Origin of the sequence: Nonomuraea thailandensis, from assembly GCF_024172165.1 — a bacterium.
Taxonomy (GTDB): Bacteria; Actinomycetota; Actinomycetes; order Streptosporangiales; family Streptosporangiaceae; genus Nonomuraea; species Nonomuraea thailandensis.
In genome coordinates, this window is sequence record NZ_JAMZEB010000002.1 from 597,565 (window position 1) to 617,682 (window position 20,118).

General features: G+C 71.8%; 18 protein-coding genes. 13 read left to right on the top strand and 5 right to left on the bottom strand.

The features are described from left to right. Nucleotides 1-70: 70 nt before the first annotated feature. From HD597_RS06835 to HD597_RS06870, 8 genes are all read left to right on the top strand, one after another. Entirely contained in the window at nucleotides 71-1,378 is a 1,308-nt protein-coding gene (locus HD597_RS06835; protein WP_253740875.1) for a uracil-xanthine permease family protein, read from the top strand. Between the two features lie 151 nt (nucleotides 1,379-1,529). Further along, the gene (locus HD597_RS06840; RefSeq protein WP_253740876.1) at nucleotides 1,530-2,942 is read left to right on the top strand and encodes a uracil-xanthine permease family protein; all 1,413 of its coding nucleotides are present in this window, start codon (nucleotides 1,530-1,532) and stop codon (nucleotides 2,940-2,942) included. Further along, entirely contained in the window at nucleotides 2,939-3,844 is a 906-nt protein-coding gene (locus HD597_RS06845; protein WP_253740877.1) for an FAD binding domain-containing protein, read from the top strand. The genes HD597_RS06840 and HD597_RS06845 overlap by 4 nt, the downstream gene beginning before the upstream one ends. Then, nucleotides 3,834-4,313: a (2Fe-2S)-binding protein gene (locus HD597_RS06850; protein ID WP_308210572.1), complete on the top strand. Its 480-nt coding sequence runs from the start codon at nucleotides 3,834-3,836 to the stop codon at nucleotides 4,311-4,313. The genes HD597_RS06845 and HD597_RS06850 overlap by 11 nt, the downstream gene beginning before the upstream one ends. Next, nucleotides 4,310-6,670: an aerobic carbon-monoxide dehydrogenase large subunit gene (gene cutA / locus HD597_RS06855; RefSeq protein ID WP_253740878.1), complete on the top strand. Its 2,361-nt coding sequence runs from the start codon at nucleotides 4,310-4,312 to the stop codon at nucleotides 6,668-6,670. Before HD597_RS06850 ends, cutA begins: the two co-directional genes overlap by 4 nt. Nucleotides 6,671-6,765: 95 nt before the next feature. Then, nucleotides 6,766-7,767, top strand: a complete 1,002-nt coding sequence (locus HD597_RS06860) for a leucine-rich repeat domain-containing protein (RefSeq protein ID WP_253740879.1) — start codon at nucleotides 6,766-6,768, stop codon at nucleotides 7,765-7,767. 54 nt (nucleotides 7,768-7,821) lie between these two features. After that, a complete protein-coding gene (locus HD597_RS06865) occupies nucleotides 7,822-8,247 on the top strand; it encodes a hypothetical protein (RefSeq protein WP_253740880.1) in 426 nt (141 codons plus the stop codon). 43 nt (nucleotides 8,248-8,290) lie between these two features. Next, the gene (locus HD597_RS06870) at nucleotides 8,291-8,710 is read left to right on the top strand and encodes a hypothetical protein (RefSeq protein ID WP_253740881.1); all 420 of its coding nucleotides are present in this window, start codon (nucleotides 8,291-8,293) and stop codon (nucleotides 8,708-8,710) included. On the opposite strand, the gene HD597_RS06875 is transcribed toward HD597_RS06870, so the two are convergent. Together HD597_RS06875 and HD597_RS06880 are read right to left on the bottom strand one after the other, a co-directional pair. Continuing rightward, nucleotides 8,707-11,025 (bottom strand): PQQ-dependent sugar dehydrogenase, encoded by a 2,319-nt coding sequence (locus tag HD597_RS06875; RefSeq protein ID WP_253740882.1) that lies wholly within the window; start codon nucleotides 11,023-11,025, stop codon nucleotides 8,707-8,709. The two genes, HD597_RS06870 and HD597_RS06875, sit on opposite strands and share 4 nt — an antisense overlap. A 78-nt stretch (nucleotides 11,026-11,103) precedes the next feature. Next, complete coding sequence (locus HD597_RS06880; protein ID WP_253740883.1) at nucleotides 11,104-12,144, bottom strand: LacI family DNA-binding transcriptional regulator; 1,041 nt, start codon at nucleotides 12,142-12,144, stop codon at nucleotides 11,104-11,106. Nucleotides 12,145-12,246: 102 nt separating this feature from the next. On the opposite strand from HD597_RS06880, the gene HD597_RS06885 reads away from it, so the two are divergent. The 5 genes from HD597_RS06885 to HD597_RS06905 are packed head-to-tail and all read left to right on the top strand — an operon-like array spanning nucleotide 12,247 to nucleotide 16,776. Continuing rightward, complete coding sequence (locus tag HD597_RS06885; RefSeq protein WP_253740884.1) at nucleotides 12,247-13,476, top strand: amino acid ABC transporter substrate-binding protein; 1,230 nt, start codon at nucleotides 12,247-12,249, stop codon at nucleotides 13,474-13,476. After that, nucleotides 13,470-14,351 (top strand): branched-chain amino acid ABC transporter permease, encoded by an 882-nt coding sequence (locus HD597_RS06890; RefSeq protein ID WP_253740885.1) that lies wholly within the window; start codon nucleotides 13,470-13,472, stop codon nucleotides 14,349-14,351. The genes HD597_RS06885 and HD597_RS06890 overlap by 7 nt, the downstream gene beginning before the upstream one ends. Next, entirely contained in the window at nucleotides 14,335-15,324 is a 990-nt protein-coding gene (locus HD597_RS06895) for a branched-chain amino acid ABC transporter permease (protein WP_253740886.1), read from the top strand. The genes HD597_RS06890 and HD597_RS06895 overlap by 17 nt, the downstream gene beginning before the upstream one ends. After that, nucleotides 15,321-16,052, top strand: a complete 732-nt coding sequence (locus HD597_RS06900) for an ABC transporter ATP-binding protein (protein ID WP_253740887.1) — start codon at nucleotides 15,321-15,323, stop codon at nucleotides 16,050-16,052. Before HD597_RS06895 ends, HD597_RS06900 begins: the two co-directional genes overlap by 4 nt. Continuing rightward, a complete protein-coding gene (locus HD597_RS06905) occupies nucleotides 16,045-16,776 on the top strand; it encodes an ABC transporter ATP-binding protein (RefSeq protein WP_253740888.1) in 732 nt (243 codons plus the stop codon). Before HD597_RS06900 ends, HD597_RS06905 begins: the two co-directional genes overlap by 8 nt. A gap of 3 nt (nucleotides 16,777-16,779) precedes the next feature. Here the strand turns inward: HD597_RS06905 and cydB are convergent, their stop codons facing one another. From cydB to HD597_RS06920, 3 genes are all read right to left on the bottom strand, one after another. Further along, nucleotides 16,780-17,664, bottom strand: a complete 885-nt coding sequence (gene cydB, locus HD597_RS06910; protein WP_253740889.1) for a cytochrome d ubiquinol oxidase subunit II — start codon at nucleotides 17,662-17,664, stop codon at nucleotides 16,780-16,782. 13 nt (nucleotides 17,665-17,677) lie between these two features. Further along, nucleotides 17,678-19,024 (bottom strand): cytochrome ubiquinol oxidase subunit I, encoded by a 1,347-nt coding sequence (locus HD597_RS06915; protein ID WP_253740890.1) that lies wholly within the window; start codon nucleotides 19,022-19,024, stop codon nucleotides 17,678-17,680. A 189-nt stretch (nucleotides 19,025-19,213) separates the two neighbouring features. Next, the gene (locus tag HD597_RS06920; RefSeq protein WP_253740891.1) at nucleotides 19,214-20,059 is read right to left on the bottom strand and encodes a polysaccharide deacetylase family protein; all 846 of its coding nucleotides are present in this window, start codon (nucleotides 20,057-20,059) and stop codon (nucleotides 19,214-19,216) included. Nucleotides 20,060-20,118 lie beyond the last annotated feature (59 nt).

Here is a 20,118-nt window from a genome sequence, read left to right on the forward strand (position 1 = left end):
CTCTATTGTGCTCTCCAGCATCGGAGCAGGAGACATACCCGCAGTTCAGGCGGGAGATCGAGGTGTGTTCGTGGCGTTCGGGTGGAAGGTGCACGGCGATGGGAAGCGCCTGACGCCGGGTGAGGTGGTCAAGCCGGACGAGCGGCTGAGCTGGCCCCGGATGGTGGGCATCGGGGCGCAGCACGTCATCGCGATGTTCGGCGCGACCTTCGTCTTCCCGCTGGTCATGGGGCTGGACGCGAATCTCGCCGTGATGATGTCCGGGGTCGCGACGATCCTGTTCCTGCTGATCGTGAAGGGCAAGGTGCCCAGCTACGTCGGGTCCAGCGCGTCCTTCGTGGGGGCCGTCGTGGCGATCAGGGCGGCCGGGGGCGGCGACGCGACCGTCACCGGGGCGCTGCTCGTCGTCGGGGTCGTGCTCGCCGCGTGCGGGTTCGCGATCCACAAGCTGGGCGTCGGCGTCATCCACCGGGTCTTCCCGCCGATCGTGACCGGCGGGGTGGTGATGCTCATCGGGTTCGGCATGGCGTACGTGGCGGCGGACGTCTACTGGCCGAAGGACCCGTGGGTGGCGTTGCTGACGATGGCGGCCACGTTCGTCTTCATCGGGGTGTTCAAGGGCTTCCTCGGCCGGATCGGCGTGCTGCTCGGGCTCGTGTTCGGGTTCCTGCTGTCCTGGGCGTGGGACCTCGTGGGCGGGCCGATCACCGCGCCCGACGACAGCGGCAAGGTGACCGAGCACTTCCGGGTGAACCTGGACGCGGTGGCGCAGGCCGACTGGATCGGGCTGCCGTCGCTGCACGGGCCCGTGTTCGAGGTGTCGGCCATCGTGCTGGTGCTGCCCGTGGTGATCGCGCTGATCGCCGAGAACGTCGGGCACGTCAAGGCCGTGGGCGAGATGACCGGGGCCGACGTCGACGCCTACATGGGGCGGGCGGTCATGGCCGACGGCGTCGGGACCGTCGTGGCCACCTCCGTGGGCGGCTCCGCGACGACCACGTACGCCGAGAACATCGGCGTCATGGCGGCCACCAAGGTGTACTCGACCGCCGCCTACTACATCGCGGCCGTCATCGCGATCCTGTTCGGGCTCTGCCCCAAGTTCGGCGCGCTCATCGCGGCCACGCCGGGCGGGGTGCTGGGCGGCGTGACGACCATCCTGTACGGGATGATCGGCCTGCTCGGCGCCAAGATCTGGATCGAGAACCGGGTGGACCTGTCCGACCCCCGCAACCTCGTGCCGACGGGCGCCGGGATCATCTGCGCCATCGGCCCCGTCGCGTTCCCGATCACCGGCACGTTCGCGCTCAGCGGCATCGCGCTCGGCACGATCGTGCTGCTCGTCGGCTACCACCTGCTGCGCGCCGCACGGCGGTAGCGCCCTCACATCCGCGGCCGCGCCGTGTGCGCGAGGTTCTCTCTGGTCGGCGGGGCAGATTTGGCAGATCATGCCCGTGTAGGAGCGTACCACCGGGCCTAATGTGCCCGCCAACGGCACGTCCAGGCGCCCGGCACACGAGGGGGCTCGCATGGTTTTGCGTTGGACCAAACACGGTGACGGCAAGCACCTGGCCCCCGGCGAGGTGGTCAGGCCCGACGAGAGGCTGAGCTGGCCCCGGACGGTGGGGTTCGGGGCGCAGCACGTGATCGCGATGTTCGGCGCGACGTTCGTCTTCCCGCTGGTCATGGGGCTGGACCCGAACGTGGCCGTGATGATGTCGGGCGTCGCGACGATCCTGTTCCTGCTGATCGTGAAGGGGAAGGTGCCCAGCTACCTGGGCACCAGCGCGTCCTTCGTCGGCGGCGTGTTCGCGATCAGGGCGGCGGCCGGCGGCGACACCGGCGGCGCGGACGCGATCGTGACCGGCGCCATCCTGGTCGCCGGGCTCGTGCTGGCGCTGGCCGGGCTGGCCATCCACTTCCTCGGCGTGCAGATCATCCACCGGGTGTTCCCGCCCGTGGTCACCGGCGCGGTCGTGATGCTGATCGGGTTCGGGCTGGCGTTCGTGGTGGCGGACGTCTACTGGCCGCAGGACCACTGGGTGGCGCTCGTCACGATGCTCATCACGTTCGTGGTGATCGTGGCGTTCAAGGGATTCATCGGGCGGATCGGGGTGCTGATCGGGCTGGTGGCCGGGTTCGTGCTGTCCTGGGTGCTGGACAGGGCCGCCGGGCCGGTCACGTCCGTGCTGCCGGGCGCCAACCTGCGGGACGCCGCGGGGAACCCCTGCCCGGCCGAGGGCACGTACTGCGTGGCGACGGCCTTCCCGCACGACCGGGTGAGCTTCCAGTCGGTGGCCGACGCGCCCTGGTTCGGGCTGCCGAGCTTCCACGCGCCCGACTTCAGGACCTCGGCCGTGCTGCTGGTGCTGCCCGCCGTGATCGCGCTGATCGCCGAGAACATCGGGCACGTCAAGGCCGTCGGGGAGATGACCGGGACGGACGTGGACCCGTACGTGGGGCGCGCCGTCCTGGCCGACGGCGTCGGCACCGTGGTCACCAGCGCCGTCGGCGGCTCGCCCACCACCACCTACGCCGAGAACATCGGCGTCATGGCGGCCACCAAGGTCTACTCGACCGCCGCCTACTACATCGCCGGCGTCATCGCGATCCTGTTCGGGCTCTGCCCCAAGTTCGGCGCGCTCGTCGCGGCCACGCCCGGCGGCGTGCTCGGCGGCGTGACCGTGATCCTGTACGGGATGATCGGGCTGCTCGGCGCGAAGATCTGGATCGAGAACCGGGTGAACTTCGCCGATCCCGTGAACATGGTTCCGATCGGGGCGGGCATCATCCTGGCCATCGGACCTGTGAAGCACTTCATCGGCGGGGATTTCACCCTTGAGGGCATCGCGCTCGGCACGCTCGTGGTGCTGGGCGGCTACCACCTGCTGCGCGCCGTCGCGGGCCGCAGCCCCGAGCCCGTCAGGAGCGAGGCAGGGTGAAGCCGCCGCCGTTCACCTACCACGCGCCCCGAGACCTGCCCGCGGCGCTGCGCACGCTCGCGGAGGCCGGCGGGAAGGTGCTGGCGGGTGGGCAGAGCCTCATCCCGATGCTCAACATGCGGCTGGCCGCGCCGGAGCATCTCGTGGACATCAACCGCGTGGCCGGGCTCGACGGGATCGAGGCGACCCCGGCGGGGGTGACGGTGGGGGCGCTGGCCAGGCACGCGGACGTCGAGCGGGCCGAGGTGCACCCGCTGCTCACCCGGGCGCTCAAGCTGGTGGCCCATCCGGTGATCCGCAACCGGGGGACCGTGGTGGGCAGCCTCGTGCACGCCGATCCGGCGGCCGAGCTGCCCGCCGTGCTGGCGGTGCTGGGCGGGAGCGTGCGGGTGGCCCGCTGGGACGGCCGGGTCGTCGTGCGGGAGGTGCCCGCTGAGGAGTTCTTCGTCGGGCCCATGGAGTCGGCGGTCGGACCCGGCGAGCTGGCCGTGTCCGCATTTTTCCCGGCATTGGGGGAAGGGGCCGGGATCGCGTTCGAGGAGGTGGCGCGCCGGCACGGCGACTACGCCCTCGCGGGCGTGTGCGCCGTGGTCACCCCGGACGGCGCCAGGGTCGCCTGCATCGGGGTCGGCGCGCGGCCTGTCGTGGTGGACCTGGACATGGACCTGTACCAGAACCCGGACGAGGGCTCGGGCGGGGGCTCGGCCCGGGCCTTGGACGGTGACGGCGCGTCGGACGCAGGTGGCCGCCGGCGGGCGGCGGCGGCCCTCGTACAGGACGCCACCGCTCCCGAGGGCGACATCCACGCCTCCGCCGCCTACCGCAGGCACCTGGTGGGCGTGCTGGCCGAGCGGGCGCTGCGCAACGCGGCGCGGGAGGGGGCGGCGGCCCGTGGAGCATGAGATCACGCTCGTCGTGAACGGCACGGCCAGGCGGGTCCGCGTCCCGGCGCGGCGGTTGCTGTCCGACTGCCTGCGCCACGACCTCGGCCTGACCGGCACGCACGTGGGCTGCGAGCACGGCGTCTGCGGCTGCTGCACGGTGCTGCTCGACGGGCGGCCCGTACGGTCGTGCCTGACGTTCGCCGTGACCGTGGACGGCGCCGGGATCACCACCGTGGAAGGGCTGGCCGGACCGGACGGAGGGCTGTCGGCCGTGCAGCGCGCGTTCGCCGAGTGTCACGGGCTGCAGTGCGGGTTCTGCACGCCGGGCTTCCTGTGCACGGTGACGGCCCTGCTGAGGGAGAACCCGGTGCCCACCGACGACGAGGTGACCGAGGGCATCTCGGGCAACCTGTGCCGCTGCACCGGCTACCAGAACATCGTCAAGGCCGTCCACCGGGCCGCCGAGCTGCTGGCGGAGGAATCATGACGACCAGGTTGTTCGGGGAGGCCGTACAGCGGCGCGAGGACCCCCGGCTGCTCACCGGGCAGGGCCGCTACCTCGACGACCTGGGCCGGGAGGCGCTGGCGGCGGCGTTCGTGCGCTCGCCGCACGCCCACGCCCGCGTCCGCGACATCGACGTGGCAGGCGCGCTCGACGTGCCGGGGCTGGTCGCCATCTACACCTGGGAGGACCTGCCCGAGCGGGTCGGCCGGGCGCTGCCGCTGCTCATCCCGCACCCCGCGCTCACGCACGGGCGCACCGCCCACCCGCTGGCCAGGGACGTCGTCAGGCACGTCGGCGAGCCGGTGGTCATGGTGGTGGCCGCCGACCGGTACGCCGCCGAGGACGCCTGCGCCCTCATCGAGGTCGACTACGAGCCGCTCAAGCCCGTCGTCGGCATCGAGGAGGCCGTCCAGGGGGCGCAGCTCGTGCACGAGGACGTGCCGGGGAACGTCGGCGCGCACCTCGTCCAGGAGGTCGCGGGCACCGGCGGGCGCGGCGCCAGGGAGGCCATCGAGACCTCGCCGCACACGCTGGCCTTCCGGCTCGACATCGAGCGCAGCGCCAGCATGCCGCTGGAGGGCCGCGGTGTGTACGCCCGCTGGGACGGCCGCGACCTGCGCGTCTACTCCAGCACCCAGACCTCCACCAGCGTGCGCATGGCCGTGGCCGCCGCGCTCGGCCTGCCGCTGCCGCAGGTCGAGGTGATCGCCCCCGACGTGGGCGGCGGTTTCGGGGTGAAGATCGTGCACCCGTGGCCCGAGGAGGTGCTGGTCCCGTGGGCCGCGATGACCCTCGGGCGGGAGATCAAGTGGACCGAGGACCGCAGGGAGCACTTCATCTCCTCGGCGCACGAGCGGGGACAGGTGCAGTACGTGCGGGTCGGGTTCGACGACGACGGGCGCGTGCTGGGGCTGGACGTCACGATCCTGCACGACCACGGCGCCTACACCCCGTACGGGATCATCGTCCCCATCGTCACCTCGACGCAGCTGCTGGGGCCGTACAAGCCGGGCTCCTACCGGGTCGAGTTCACCGCCGTCTACACCAACACCGTGCAGGTGACGCCCTACCGCGGGGCCGGGCGGCCCCAGGGCGTGTTCTGCATGGAACGCACGATGGACAAGATCGCCCGATACCTGGGCAAGGACCGCACCGAGGTGCGGGCGGCCAACTTCATCCGGCCCGACGAGTTCCCCTACGACCAGGGCATGACCTTCCAGGACGGGCGGCCGTTGATCTACGACAGCGGCGACTACCCCGAGATGCTGCGGATGATCAAGGAGCTGATCGGCTGGGACGCCTTCGAGCGCCGGCCGGGCCTCGGGATCGGGATCGGGTGCTACGTCGAGGGCACCGGCGTGGGGCCGTACGAGGGCGGGCACGTGCAGATCACCTCCGACGGCCGCGTCCACGTCTCCACCGGCCTCACCTCGCAGGGGCAGGGCCACGAGACGGCCTTCGCCCAGATCGCCGCCACCGAGCTGGGCGTGCCCATCGAGCGGGTCAGCGTGGTCACCGGCGACACCCGCAGGTTCGGCTACGCCGTCGGCACCTTCGCCTCCAGAGCGGCCGTCGTCAGCGGCAACGCCATCGCGCTGGCGTGCAGGAAGGTGCGCGAGAAGGCGCTGCGCATCGCCGCCGACGCGCTGGAGGCCAACCCGGACGACCTGGACATCGCCGAGGGCATCGTGCACGTGGCCGGCACCCCCTCCGCCGCCATCCCGCTGTCCACGGTGGCGGTGCTGGCCAACCCGCTGCGCTACGCCTTCGACGAGGAGACCGCCAAGGCCACCCAGTTCGCGGGGTCCGCCGCCCCCGACCGGCCGCCGGTCGCCGAGGGGGAGGAGCCGGGGCTGGAGGGGCGCGACTACTACTCGCCGATCCGGTCCACGTTCGCGGCCGGGATGCATGCCGCGATCGTCGAGACCGACCCCGACACCGCCGAGATCAGGATCCTGCGCTACGCCGTCGTGCACGACTGCGGGCGGCTGATCAATCCCATGATCGTGGAGGGGCAGATCCACGGCGGGGTGGCCCAGGGCATCGGGGGCGCCCTGTACGAGCGCATGGTCTACGACCAGCACGGGCAGCTCGTGAACGCCTCCTTCATGGACTTCCTCATGCCGTACGCCACCGAGATCCCCCACGTCGAGACCGGTCACCTGGAGACGCCGTCGCCGCTCAACCCCCTGGGCATCAAGGGGGCGGGCGAGGCCGGGGTGATCCCCGTCTCGGCCGTCATCGCCTCGGCCGTCGAGGACGCCGAGGGCATCGAGATCAACCGCATGCCGATCTCGCCGTCCGAGCTGTTCGATCTGCGCGCCGCCCGTACGGACTGACCTCCCGGCACCGCCGCACGGCCGCACGGGCGCCGGCGGGCGCCGTGGGTGATCGGCGGCATGCGCGCCGGCGGGCGCGTGGGATGATCGGCGGCATGCGCGCGCCCGACTCCGGCCTGACCGCCTTTCCCGCCGTGCCCGCCGACGTCAGGGTCGTCGACCTGGCGTGGAACGCGATCACGGAGGTCCCGGAGCGGGTGGCCGGGCTCGCCGCGCTGGAGGAGCTGCGGCTCGACGGCAACCGCCTGCGCGAGCTGCCCTCCCTGTCCGGGCTCGCCGCGCTGCGCGCGCTGCACCTCGACGGCAACGAGCTGACCGCCCTGCCCGGCCTGCCGCCGGCCCTGGAGACCCTCTTCCTGTACGGCAACCGCGTCGCCGCCCTGCCCGACCGGCTCCCTCCGGCGCTGCGCCACCTGGCAGCCGGCGGGAACGGCCTGAGCGGCGTGCCGGAGACGCTGTGGAAGCTGACCGGCCTGGAGTCGCTCAACCTGGCCGAGAACGCCCTCACCGAGATCCCCGCCGCCATCGGCGGCCTGACCCGGCTGCGCATGCTGGACCTCGGGCACAACCGGCTCACCGAGATCCCGCCAGAGCTCGGCGACCTGCCGCTCACCGACTACCTCTACCTCAGCGACAACCTGTTCACCGAGGTGCCCGGCTCGATCGGGCGGCTGGACCGGCTGGCCTACCTCAACCTGACCGACAACCGGCTGGAGACCCTGCCCGACACGATCGGGTCCATGGCCTCGCTGGTCGAGCTGCGGCTCTACAACAACCGGCTGGAGCGGCTGCCCGGCTCGATCGGCCGCCTGTCGCGGCTGCGCGAGCTGCACCTGCAGGGCAACCGGCTGCGCGAGCTGCCCGCGACGCTGCCCGCCGGGCTGAGGCAGCTCGACCTGCGCAACAACCTGCTCCGCGCGCTGCCGGAGACGCTGCCGGCCGGGCTCAAGCAGCTCGACCTGCGCAACAACCGGCTGCGGGAGCTGCCCGCCGGCCTGCCCGACCTGGACAAGCTCGACCTGCGGTGGAACAAGCTCGACGGCGAGCCCGAGGCGCTGCGCCGCCTGGAGGCGCGAGGCTGCGTCGTCTTGCGGTGACACGATCCCTGCGCAGCGGTGAACCGGGCCGCGCGGGGCTGCGTACCCTCGCACATGACGACATTTCCACGTCTGGCCACTATTGCGCTGCTGGCCGGACTGGTCGCCGGCTGCTCCTCAGGAGGCGGCTGGAGCGACTACGTCGCAGCAGGCAAGTCCCAGCCCGCCACCGCCTCGCCCATGACGGTCGAGCAGATCTCCAAGAAGGTCGGCTGCAAGCCGAAGATGCAGGTCGACGCCGACGAGGTGCGGACGGCGTACTGCAAGACGCAGGACGGCGAGTTCTTCGTCAACACCTTCAAGACCGAGGAGCTCAAGAACGAGTGGATGGACCGGGCGCCCGAGTACAACCCGCACCTGGTGGGGCCCAAGTGGACCGTGCTGGGGCCGCTGAAGGTGCTGGAGGCGCTGCGCGGGCCGCTCAACGGCGACCTGCACCTGACCGATCACCGGGTCTCGATGACACCCCAACCGAACTAGTCGGTGTCTGAACTCCCGGCGCGGGGCCTGCGTACCTCCGCACATGACGACGATTCCACGTCTGGCCGCCTTCGCGCTGCTGGCCGGGCTGGTCGCCGGCTGCTCCTCCGGGAGCGGCGGCGGCCATGTCGCGGCAGCCGGACAGCAGGCCGGCGCCGCCCCCCTCACGGTCGAGCAGCTCTCCGCCAAGGTGGGCTGCACGCCGCGCATGCAGGTGAACGCCTCCGAGCTCCGCACGGGGTACTGCAGGACCCCGGACGGCGAGTTCTTCGTCACGACGTTCCACAGCCAGGCGGGCAAGGACGCCTGGATGGACGCCGCCCCCGAGTACAACCCGCACCTGGTGGGACCGCTCTGGACCGTGCTGTCCAGCAGGAAGGTGCTCGATCTGCTCAAGGAGCGGCTCGGCGGCGACCTGCATCTCACCGACCATCGGACGAAGAAGATGCAGGTCGTCGGCTAGCGGTGGCGCAGGAGCTCGTACTGGGCCCTGATCTCGCCGGGGGCGGCCACCCGGTCCAGGAACAGCAGGCCGTCCATGCGGCAGTCGCAGGGGTTCTGCTCCCTGGTGTTCTGCGGGTAGCTGCCGCCGATCTTGATGCCGCGGGGATCGGTCGGTGAGGTGAGGTCGGGCTCGGGGGCGCCCTCCACGCCCCATGGATCACCGGCGACCGTGGAGGAGCCGTCCAGCGGGCGGCCGTTGCGGTAGAGGCGCATGGCGCCGGTGTCGAAGTCGAACGTGGCGGCGAGGAAGACCCACTGGTCGCGAGGCAGGACGCGCTGCCACGGCAGGTCGGCGGCGAAGGTCTGGGAGGCGGACCCGTCCACCCTCCTGGCCAGCGCCACCACCTTCAGCTCGCCGTTCACCGTGATCAGCTCCAGCAGCGCCCGCACGTCGTGCCCCTGGGAGGTGCCGGTGAGGACGCCCGCCAGGCCGATCGCGTTGTACCGGTCGGCCGGGTCCGCGGTGTTGGAGTCGGGCGCCGGGCCGTCGGCCCGCACCTTGAACCAGCCCATGACGGTGGCGCCCGCGACCGCGTTGAAGGAGCGCAGGGTGGGCACGCCCGGCTCGGCGTACACGCCGGCCTTCCAGTCGTCGTTGCCCGCGGTCGCGGGCTCGACCTGGCCGGTCTGGAGCGCGTGCGCGCTGCCCCGGTACGCGCCGTCCTCCACGCGCATCGCGGCGCCGCCGTTGACCAGGGACAGATCGGTGCCGGACAGGCCCTGGTCCTGCTCGCGGGCCGGGTCGCCCGGCAGCGGGTGCTCGAAGTCGTAGGCGGCCACCAGGCCGCGCCGCAACGACGGCAGCACGCCGGCCGGGGCGTAGGCGGCCCGCGTGACCTTCCAGATCCTGCCGTTGGCCTTCGACAGCACGTACAGCTCGCCCCTGGCGTCCCGGCCGAAGCGCAGGTCCACGCGGGTGTCGCCGGCCAGGTCCCGCATGGTCACCGCGTTCCCCGCGGCGTCCACCAGGCGCGGCTGGTAGATCGCGGCCCGGCCGAGCCCTTCGCGCAGGTGGGCGGCGGTGGCGTGGAAGATCTGGCCGTCCACGATGTCGCCGAACAGGTACGTCCCGGACAGCAGCGGCAGCCGGTCGCCGCGGTAGACGAAGCCGCCGACGATCGCGTGGCCGCTGTCGGCGTTGCAGGGGTGGCCCGGCGGCGGATCGTGGTCGTAGGCGGCCACCGGGTACGTGTAGCCGTACCGGGCGTCGTCGTCCGGAAGCGTGTAGAGGCGGCAGCGGTCGGCCTGGTCGAACACGAAGGAGCCTTCGCGCTCGCTCCAGCCCAGGTTGTCGCCGGGGCCGACGTCGTAGACGGCCTCGATGGCGTGCTCGCCGATGTGGCCGAGCAGGATGCGGTCGCCGTCCCAGCTGAAGCGGTGGGGGTCGCGCATGCCGTACGCGTAGATCTCGCCGAGCCTGCCCTCCTGGCCGGCGAAGGGGTTGGCGGGCGGGATGCCGTACTTGCGGCCGTCCGTGCCGGCCGGGTCGATCCTGAGGAGCTTGCCCTGGGGGATGGCCAGGTTCTGCGGGTCGTCGCTGGAGGCGCCCCTGCCGCCGTCGCCCGCCGCGATGTAGAGCAGGCCGTAGTCGGCGTCGCCGGGGCGGGCGCCGGGGTTGAAGTCGATCTGCTGGATGCCGTGGATCTGGCCGGAGAAGCCGAGCCTGAGCACCTCCCTGCGCGTGCCGGAGAACACGCCGGCGCGCGGGTCGGCGGCCGTCCACTCGGTGATCACGCCGTGGAACCTGGTGCCGGGCTGGGGCGGCAGGTCGGGGGTCTTCGTGGTGAGCGCGGCGCCCCACTCGGTGTGGACCGTGTAGAACCTGCCGTTGCGGCCGAACTCCGGGTGGAAGGCGGTGAAGCCGAAGCCGCTGCCCAGGCCGCGCCCCGAGACGAAGTCGGGGGCGAACGCGGCGGCCACGTCCAGGTACTCCTGGGGCTGCCGGTCCCTGCCGAGCAGGTACAGCCGGCCGTTGAGGTCGTTGACGTACAGGCGGCGGGAGCCGTCGGGGAGCTCTCCCAGGTAGTTGATCCTGGCGTGGCGCACCAGCCGCGGGTCGTTGCTCGGGGGCGGGATCGGCTCGCTCCTGGGGAAGGAGGCGAACTCCTCCAGGGTGAGCGTGAGCGGCGAGGCGATCGGCTTCTCCGGCACGGGGTCCGCGACGGGCACCGGCTCCGCGAGGGCCGGAGAGGCAGGGGTGCAGAGCGCGGCGATCAGGAGAACGGCGGGGACGGTGCGAAAGACGGTGTGAAAGACGGTGCGAAAGGCTGACATCGGGGGTCCTCTCGCGGGTGCCCCGGAGGGCGAAAGCGCTTTCGGGACTTTCGGATCGTAACCCGGCCCAAGGTCATGTCAAGAGGGAGGCGGGGCGGTGGAGGCGCGGACCACCAGCTCGTGCCGCGTACGCCGCCGCCGCGGCCGGGACGCGGGCGGCCGCAGCACCAGCTCCAGCGCCTGCTTGCCCATCCCCACCATCGGCAGCCGCACCGTGGTCAGCGCCGGGTACACGTCGCGCGCCACCGGCACGTCGTCGAACCCGGCCACCGAGATCTCGTCCGGCACCCGCCGCCCGTGGTTGAGCAGCCACGACAGCGCCCCCACCGCCATCGGGTCGTTCAGCGCGACCACCGCCGTCAGGCCGGGATGCGCCCGCACCAGCCGCGCGGTGGCCGCCGCGCCGCCCTCCCTGGTGAAGTCCCCGTGCACGACGGGCACCGAGCGCCAGTCGAGCCCGGCCGCCCCGAACGCCGCCCGCAGCCCGGCCAGCCGGTCCTCCACGGTGGTCAGGTTGGCGGGCCCGCCGAGCACCCCCAGGCGGCGGTGGCCGAGGTCGAGCAGGTGCCGCATGAGCGTGGCGCCGCCGGCCGCGTTGTCGGGCAGCACCGCGTCCACCGGCAGGTGGTGGCGGCCGATCACCGCGACCCGGCCGCCCGCCGTGGTGAACGAGCGCAGCTCGGCCGCGATGTCGGTCTCCGTGCGCGCCTCGACGTAGCCGGACCCGGCCAGCACGATCGAGGTCACCCGGTGCGCGCGCAGGGCGCGGATGCGGGCCAGCTCCGCCTGCGGGTCGCGCTCGGTCTGGCTGATCAGCGCCAGGTAGCCGCGGCTGTCCGTCTCGCGCAGCACGCCCCTGGCGATCTCGCCGAAGTACGGATCGCCCACGTCGTGCACGATCAGCCCGACCATGGACGCCTGCCCGCCGGCCAGCGCCCGCGCGTGGCTGTTCGGCACGTAGCCCACCTGGGTGGCGATCGCCTGGACGTGCGCCGCGACCTCGGCGCTCACCCCCGTGCTGCCGTTCATCGCCCGCGAGGCCGTCGCCAGCGAGACTCCGGCGGCCTCGGCCACGTCGACCAGGCGGGGCGGGCCGGGGTGAGAAGGTCGCTTCGCCATGTGGTGCGGACCCCCTTGTCCAGGGCGGAATCCCGTGTAATCGTAACCGAAAGCGCTTCCGAAAGCGCTTTCGCTCCGCCTCTTCTGACGGGGGTCTCCTCGATGGCAAGAGTTCGCAAGGGCCTGACGATCATCTCCATCTGCGCATTGGCGCTCACCGCGTGCGCCAAGACCGACGAACCCGGCGCGGCGCAGTCGCCGGGACAGCAGCAGGGGCCGGTCAAGATCGGCATCTCGCTCCCGCTCACCGGCGACTTCTCCGAGCCCGGCAAGGGCATCCAGGAGGGGTACAAGGTGTGGGCCGACCAGGTGAACGCCAGGGGCGGCCTGCTCGGCAGGAAGGTCGAGCTGATCTTCCGCGACGACGCCTCCGACCCCAACCGGGTCAGCTCCGACTACGAGTCCCTCATCACGCAGGACAAGGTCGACCTGGTCTTCGGGCCGTTCTCCTCGCGCCTGGTGATCCCCGCGGCGAAGGTCGCCGAGTCGTACGGCATGCTCTTCGTGGAGCCGGCCGGTGCCGCCGCCGAGGTGTTCGAGCAGGGCTTCAAGCGGCTCTTCTACGCGGCGCCCGCGATCGCGAGCGACCACTACAACTATCTGGCCGACTACATCACGAAGCTGCCGGCCGGCCAGCGGCCGAAGACGGCGGCGTACGCCAGCCTGGACGACCCGTTCGCGCAGGGCACCGCGTACGGCCTGCGCGACAAGCTGGCCGCGGCCGGCGTCAGGACCGTCGTGGACGAGGTGTACCCGCCGGAGACCACCGACTTCGCCCCCATCGCCGCCAAGATCGCCGCCGCGAAGCCGGACCTGGTGGTGGGCGGCACGCAGTTCGAGGACTCGGTCGGCCTGGTGCGCGCGCTGCAGGAGCTGAAGGTGCAGCCCAAGCTGGCGGCGTTCTCGACGGGGCCGACGCTGGCCGAGTTCCCCGCGGCGGTGAAGGGGGCGGCCGAGCACATTCTCTCGCCGGTCGGCTGGTCCGCCACCGCGACGTTCACCGGCAACCAGGAGATGGTCAAGCGCTACAAGGAGCTGTTCGGCGGCGAGGCCAACGAGGACGCCGCCAACGGCTACACCGTGGGGCAGATCGTCGAGGCCGCCGTGAACGCCGTCAAGTGCGTCGACCCCGCCAAGGAGTGCCAGGACAAGCTGACCGAGCACATCAGGCAGGGCACGTTCGACACCGTCGTGGGGCCGCTGTCCTTCGACGACAAGGGCAGGCCGGAGCAGGCGCACATGATCCAGCAGTACGTGGACGGCAAGGTCGAGATCGTGCTCCCCGAGCAGGCCAGGACCGCCTCGATCGTGTACCCGAAGCAGGAATGGTGACCCTGCTCCTGCAGGGGCTGGCCCTGGGCGTGCTGACCGGCGGGCTCTACGCCCTGCTCGCCTCGGGCCTGTCGCTGTACTTCGGCGTGATGCGGGTGGTCATGGTGGCGCACCCGGCGTTCCTGTTCCTGGCCGCCTACCTCACCTACACCGTGCACACCACGCTCGGCGTGGACCCGTTCCTGGCGTTGCCGCTGACCGTGCCGCTCTTCTTCGTGCTGGGCGTGGCGGTGCAGCGGCTGCTGATCGCCCGGCTCGCGCCCGACAACCTGGCGATGATGTCGGTGCTGCTGACGTTCGGGATCGCGCTGACCATCGAGGGGCTGCTCGGCACGTTCTACACGGGCTCCTACAAGTCGGTCAGCATGGAGTACGCCACCCGGTCGCTGAGCATCGGCGGCGTGCACCTGCCGTACGACAAGATCATCGCCTTCTGCGTGGCGGGGCTCACCCTCGCCGTGCTGTTCGCGGTGCTGGTCAGGAGCCGGTTCGGGCAGGCGCTGCGGGCCACGATCCAGCACCGCGAGGCGGCCAGGCTGGTCGGCATCCAGACCGAGCGCGTCGCCGGGTACGGCTTCGGCGTCGGCCTGGCCACCGCCGCCGTCGGCGGCACCGTGCTGGCGCTGATCACGCCGTTCTTCCCCGCCTCGCACTGGGTGTGGATCGGCAAGCTCATGGCCATCATCGTCGTCGGCGGGCTGGGCAGCGTGGTGGGCGCGGCGCTGGCCGCCGTGCTGCTCGGGGTGGTCGAGGGCGTCGTGCTGGTCACCGTGGACGCCACCTGGGCCACGATGATGTTCTACGTCTTCCTCTTCCTGACCCTGCTCGCGCGCCCCCAGGGGTTCTTCGGAGGCCGGCTTGCGCACCGTTTCTAGGGGGCTGCCGCTGCTGTTCGCCGCGCTGGCGATCGCCTACCCGTGGCTGGCGCCCAACTACTACCTGGTGTACGCGGGCGCGCTGACCGTCATGTACGCCGCCATGTCCACCTCCTGGAACCTCCTGGGCGGCTTCACCGGCTACGTCTCGCTCGGCCACTCGGCGTTCTTCGGCCTCGGCGCGTACGGCACTGGGCTGCTCGTCGTCCGGCTGGACGTGCCCTGGGCCGTGGCCCTGCTCGCGTCGGCGCTGCTGGTCACGGCGTTCGCCGTCGGCGTCGGCATCGCGGCGGTCCGCGTGCGCGGCGCCTCGTTCGTGATCGTGTCCCTCGCGCTGGTGTCCATGATGAACCTCATCGTGCAGGGCTGGCGCTCCCTGACCGGCGGCTCCACCGGCCTGCAGGTCCCCTCGCCCTTCCCCTCCCTGCACCGCGGCCAGACGCACATCGTCTTCTTCCACTTGTTCCTGGCGCTGCTCGCGCTCGCGCTGCTGTCCTGGTGGTACGTCTCCCGCTCCCGCTTCGGCGCGGGCCTCCGGGCCATCAGGGAGGACGAGGACAAGGCCGAGTCGCTGGGCGTGCCCACCGGGGCGTACAAGGTGGCGGCCTTCGCCCTGTCCGCCCTGTTCGTGGCGCTGGCCGGCGGGCTCTACGCGCTCTGGTTCGGCAGCCTCGACCCGATCTTCGTCTTCTCGATCCTGATCGCCTCCTCCATGGTGCTGATGAGCCTGCTCGGCGGCGTCAGGCACCTGTACGGGCCGCTGCTCGGCGCGCTCATCGTGGCCCCGGCGGGGGAGTACTTCCTGATCGCGCTGGGCGAGACGCAGATCCACCTGACCGCGACGGGGCTGGTGCTGGTGCTGGTCGTGCTGTTCATGCCGGACGGCATCCTGGCCCGCTTCACCCGCAGGCGGGCCGGGCCCTCCATCCCCGGCGAGAGCGCCGACCAGAGACTCCAGGGGGTGGCGCCATGACTTCCCTGCGCACGCAGGGGCTGACCAAGGCGTTCGGCGGCGTGCTGGCCGTCGCCGACGCCTCCGTCGAGCTCCGCGACGGGAAGATCAACGGCCTGATCGGGCCGAACGGCTCCGGCAAGACCACGTTCTTCAACATCGTCACCGGCATGATCAGGCCGGACTCCGGGCGGGTGCTCTACCGCGACCGCGAGATCACCCGGCACTCGCCGCACCGCATCGCGCACGCCGGCATCGGCCGCACCTTCCAGCTCTGCCGCATCTTCCCGCGCCTGACCGTGCTGGAGAACATGCTGGTCGCGGTCCGCCGTACCCGCCTGCGCGAGCTGCTGGCAGGGCTGCGCGACAAGGGCGAGGTCGAGCGGGCCCGCCACTGGCTGCGCCGCATGGGCATCGAGCACCTGGAGGAGGCCGAGGCGCGCGACCTGTCGTACGGGCAGCAGAAGCTGCTCGAACTGGCCGCCGTGCTCATGGCCGAGCCGGACCTGGTGCTCCTCGACGAGCCCGCGGGCGGGATCAACCCGGCGCTGATCGACCGCATCGCGGACCTCGTCCGCGAGCTCAACGCGGAGGGCCGCACGTTCCTCGTCGTCGAGCACAACATGGACATGGTGATGGGCATGTGCGACCACGTGATCGTCTTCGACCGCGGCGCGCCCATCGCCGCGGGCCCGCCCGCTCTGATCAGGCAGGACCCGCGCGTGCTGGAGGCGTACCTCGGTGTCTGAGACGGTGTTGTCCCTGGAAGACGTCGTCGCGGGGTACGGGCGGGCGGCGCCGGTGCTGCGCGGCCTGACCGTCGCCGTCCGCGCCGGGGAGGTCGTCTGCCTCGTCGGCCCCAACGGCGCCGGCAAGTCCACCGCCCTCAAGGTCGCCAGCGGCCTGCTCGCGCCCCGCTCCGGCCGCGTCCTGCTGGCGGGCCGCGACGTGACGGGCCTGCCGCCGCAGCGCCTGCTCGGCCTCGGCCTGGCACACGTGCTGCAGGGGCACAGCGTCTTCCGCGAGATGACCGTGGCCGAGAACGTCCGGCTCGGCGGCTTCACCGTACGCGACCAGGCCCGGCTGAACGCGCGCATCGCGGTGGTCAAGGAGCTGTTCCCCGTCGTGGGGGAGCGGTGGGGCAGCATGGCGGGGCTGCTGTCGGGCGGGCAGCAGAAGCAGGTGGAGTTCGCGCGGGCGCTGATGCTGGAGCCGTCGGTGGTGCTGCTGGACGAGCCGTCCATGGGGCTCGACCCGCGCAACACCTCCGTCGTCTTCGAGCAGATCGACCTCATGCGCCGGTCCGGGGTGGCGGTGCTGCTGGTGGAGCAGAACGCGCGCAGGGCGCTGGAGATGGCGGATCTGGGGTGCGTGCTCGACCTCGGGCGGGTGCACATCTCGGGGCCCGCCCGAGAGCTGGCCGCCGACCCGCGCCTGGGGCGCCTCTACCTGGGAGGCGCCCCCGCCACCTAGCCGCTACCCGGCCGTCCGCACCTGCACGCGCTTCCTGAACACCCAGTACGTCCACCCCTGGTACACCAGCACGAACGGCAGCGCGATCAGCCCGATCCACGTCAGCATCCCCAGCGTGTACGGGGCCGAAGCCGCCTCCGCCAGCGTCAGCCCCGGCAGCGGCCGGACCCGCAGCTCCATGAAGACCGCCAGCGTGGCCAGCACGATCGAGCCCGCCGTGGCCGCGAACGCCCAGCCCTCCCGGCGGCGCCAGATCAGCGCCGTGGCCGCCGCGAGGGCCGCCATGGAGGCGAGGGCCGGGATGGTGCCCAGGCTCGACAGGGCGGCCACGGCCACCGGGATCGTGACGCCGCCGGCGATCAGGGCGGCGACGCGGGCGCGGCGGCGTACGGGGCCGGTGGTCTTCAGGGCGAGGAAGACGGCCCCGTGCAGGACGCACGTCGCCAGGGTGAACACGCCGCCCACGACGGCCGCGAGCGCGCTGTCGAACAGCAGGTCGGCGAAGACCGAGCCCCACAGGAACGCGGGCAGCGCGCTGCCCACCACGATGCCCAGGTCGCACCAGACGGGGTTGTCCACCTTGCCGCGCCACTCCAGGCCGACGCCGCGCACGATGAGCCCCACCAGGATCAGCGTCACGGGCAGGTAGAAGGAGCTGAACACGCCCGCGTACCAGGCGGGGAAGGCGGCGAACATGGCGCCGACCGCGGTGATCAGCCACACCTCGTTGCCGTCCCACACCGGGCCGATGGTCTGCAGGCCGGCGCGCTGCTCGGCGGCGTTCCTGCTCACCAGGGGCGCCAGCATGCCGACGCCGAAGTCGAAGCCTTCGAGGACGAAGTAGCCGGTCCAGAGGAAGGCGATGATGGCGAACCACAACTCGATCATTGGGGGAGGCTCCTCAGTACATCAGGGACGGCTCGCGCGGCGCCTCGGCCGCCTGGACCGGCGCCGGCTCCTCGGCGCCCCTGCGGACGTGCCTGGCCAGCAGCACGGTCTCGGCCACGGCGAGCGCGCCGTACAGGAGCGTGAAGATCGTCAGGGACGTGGCCACCTCGGCCAGCGAGACGCTCGGGGACACGCTGGAGGCCGTGAGGAGCTCGCCCGCGACCGTCCAGGGCTGGCGGCCGATCTCGCTGAGCAGCCAGCCGGCGATCACCGCGATCAGCGGGAGCGGCAGCGCGAGCAGCATCGCCCGCGACAGCCACGCGGGGAACGGCCGTCTGCGGCGGGTCAGCCACAGGCCGAGCACCGACAGGCCCACCGTGGCCAGGCCGAACACGATCATCACGCGGAACGACCAGAAGACGACGGTGCCGTCCGGGCGGTAGTCTCCGGGGCCGAACTGCTGCTCGAAGCGCCGCTGCAGGTCCTCGGTGCCCTGGACGGGGGCCTCGAAGTCGTAGGTGGACAGGAAGCTCAGCAGCTTCGGGATCTCGATGCCGGGCACGACGCTGAACCCGGCGCCCTCGGTGTCGTGCTCCAGGCCCTCGGCGGCGGCCAGCTTCATGGGCTGCTGCTCGTACATGAGCTTGGCCGAGTGGTCGCCGGTGCCCGCGACGACCGCCCCCGCGATGGCCGTCATGAGCAGCGCGGCGCGGGCGGCGCCGCGCCACATCTCCGCGCGCGTGCGCAGCAGCCAGTAGCCGCACACCGCCAGCACGAAGCCGCCCGCCACCACGAACGAGCCCGCGATCACGTGCGGGACCTGGGCGAGCGCGGTGGAGTTGGTCAGCACCGCCCACAGGTCGGTCATCCTGGCCTTGCCGTCCACGACCTCGTAGCCGACGGGGTGCTTCATCCAGGCGTTGGCAGCCAGGATGAAGTAGGCCGACAGGTTGGAGCCGATGGCCGCCGCCCAGATGGTCGCCAGGTGCACCCTCTTCGGCAGCCGGTCCCAGCCGAAGATCCACAGTCCGAGGAACGTCGACTCCATGAAGAAGGCCAGCAGCGCCTCCATGGCCAGCGGCGCCCCGAAGACGTCACCGACGAACGTGGAGTACTCGCTCCAGTTCATCCCGAACTGGAACTCCTGCACGATGCCGGTGACCACGCCCATGGCGAAGTTGATCAGAAACAGCTTGCCGAAGAACTTCGTGAGCTTCAGGTACTGCTCGTTGCCGGTGCGGTGCCAGGCCGTCTGCAGGCCGGCCACGAAGATCCCGAGACCGATGGTCAAGGGCACGAACAGAAAGTGGTACACGGTGGTCACCCCGAACTGCCACCGCGCCAGGTCAAGTGCGTCCATCTTCCCCGTCGTCTCCTGAGCTCTACAAGCTGTAGTACATCTACCTGTAGTAGTACTACAAGCTGTAGAGCAACGCGATGCGAGCTTGGTCACATCGCCTGTGCTGGTTGCTCTATCGAGGATCGCGCCCGGGGGCGCCGCGGCGCGTCCCCCGCCCGGCTGATCGGCGCGTACGCCGTGTGGCGGACCTCAGCGGGCCCGCGCCGCCGCCAGGTACGCCTGGAGGTCGCCGAGCTCGTAGCCGCGGCGCTTGATCTTGTTCACCAGGATGCGGAAGTCCCTGGCGAGGTTCGGGCGGAAGTGCAGGAGCAGGACGTCGCCGGGGCGCAGCTTCTTGTCCGGCACCTGGTAGGCGATCTTGCCGCCCGGCTGGACGGTGGCGGTCCAGAGCAGCACGGCCGACATGCCGCAGCTCTTGGCCGCCCGCAGCGTGTCGGTGTTGTAGTTGCCGAACGGCGGCCTGAACAGGGTGGGCCGCGTCCCGATCTCCTTCTCGATCAGCTTCGAGGAGCCGCAGAGCTCGCGGCGCTGGGCGGGGTAGCCGAGCAGGCGGAGGTTCGGGTGGGTGAGGGTGTGGTTCTCGACGGGGACGCCTGCGTCGCGAAGCTGCCGGAAATATCCCCACTTACCGGCGCCCACGTAGCGGGCCGGGCCGCCCGACTCGTCCGGGGTGCCCTTGGCCTCGACGGCGTCGCGCATGGCGAAGGCGGTGATCGGGATGCGCTGGTCGCGCACCTGCCTGACGAAGCCCGGGTCCTGCTCCCAGCCGTCGTCGATGGTCAGGAAGACGACCTTGCGCCTGGTGGGGATCGAGCTGATCACCGGCGGCAGGCCGCCGGCGCGGGGGATCGGGCGCACCTCGCCCGCGCGGGGCTTGACGCCCGGCGGCCCCGCCGCCTCGGGGGTCTTCCTCCCCGGCGTCGCCGTGACGGGCGCGGAGGGCCCGGGCGAGGGGCTGGAGGCGGTGCCGGCGGGGGCGCAGGCCGCCAGCGCCAGGACGCACGCCACGCCGATCATCCGCTGTCCCCTGAACATGGGGCACCATCTTGCCAGCCTCTGTGAGGTGTTGCCCTTATCCACGCGGCCGCCGCTGC

Excerpts from the sequence above, each read along its gene's own strand:
- HD597_RS06840 (WP_253740876.1), top strand. The coding sequence starts at position 1,530 with ATGGTTTTGCGTTGGACCAAACACGGTGACGGCAAGCACCTGGCCCCC.
- cutA (WP_253740878.1), top strand. The coding sequence starts at position 4,310 with ATGACGACCAGGTTGTTCGGGGAGGCCGTACAGCGGCGCGAGGACCCC.
- HD597_RS06860 (WP_253740879.1), top strand. The coding sequence starts at position 6,766 with ATGCGCGCGCCCGACTCCGGCCTGACCGCCTTTCCCGCCGTGCCCGCC.
- HD597_RS06865 (WP_253740880.1), top strand. The coding sequence starts at position 7,822 with ATGACGACATTTCCACGTCTGGCCACTATTGCGCTGCTGGCCGGACTG.
- HD597_RS06870 (WP_253740881.1), top strand. The coding sequence starts at position 8,291 with ATGACGACGATTCCACGTCTGGCCGCCTTCGCGCTGCTGGCCGGGCTG.
- HD597_RS06875 (WP_253740882.1), bottom strand. The coding sequence starts at position 11,025 with ATGTCAGCCTTTCGCACCGTCTTTCACACCGTCTTTCGCACCGTCCCC.
- HD597_RS06880 (WP_253740883.1), bottom strand. The coding sequence starts at position 12,144 with ATGGCGAAGCGACCTTCTCACCCCGGCCCGCCCCGCCTGGTCGACGTG.
- HD597_RS06885 (WP_253740884.1), top strand. The coding sequence starts at position 12,247 with ATGGCAAGAGTTCGCAAGGGCCTGACGATCATCTCCATCTGCGCATTG.
- HD597_RS06890 (WP_253740885.1), top strand. The coding sequence starts at position 13,470 with ATGGTGACCCTGCTCCTGCAGGGGCTGGCCCTGGGCGTGCTGACCGGC.
- HD597_RS06900 (WP_253740887.1), top strand. The coding sequence starts at position 15,321 with ATGACTTCCCTGCGCACGCAGGGGCTGACCAAGGCGTTCGGCGGCGTG.
- cydB (WP_253740889.1), bottom strand. The coding sequence starts at position 17,664 with ATGATCGAGTTGTGGTTCGCCATCATCGCCTTCCTCTGGACCGGCTAC.
- HD597_RS06915 (WP_253740890.1), bottom strand. The coding sequence starts at position 19,024 with ATGGACGCACTTGACCTGGCGCGGTGGCAGTTCGGGGTGACCACCGTG.
- HD597_RS06920 (WP_253740891.1), bottom strand. The coding sequence starts at position 20,059 with ATGTTCAGGGGACAGCGGATGATCGGCGTGGCGTGCGTCCTGGCGCTG.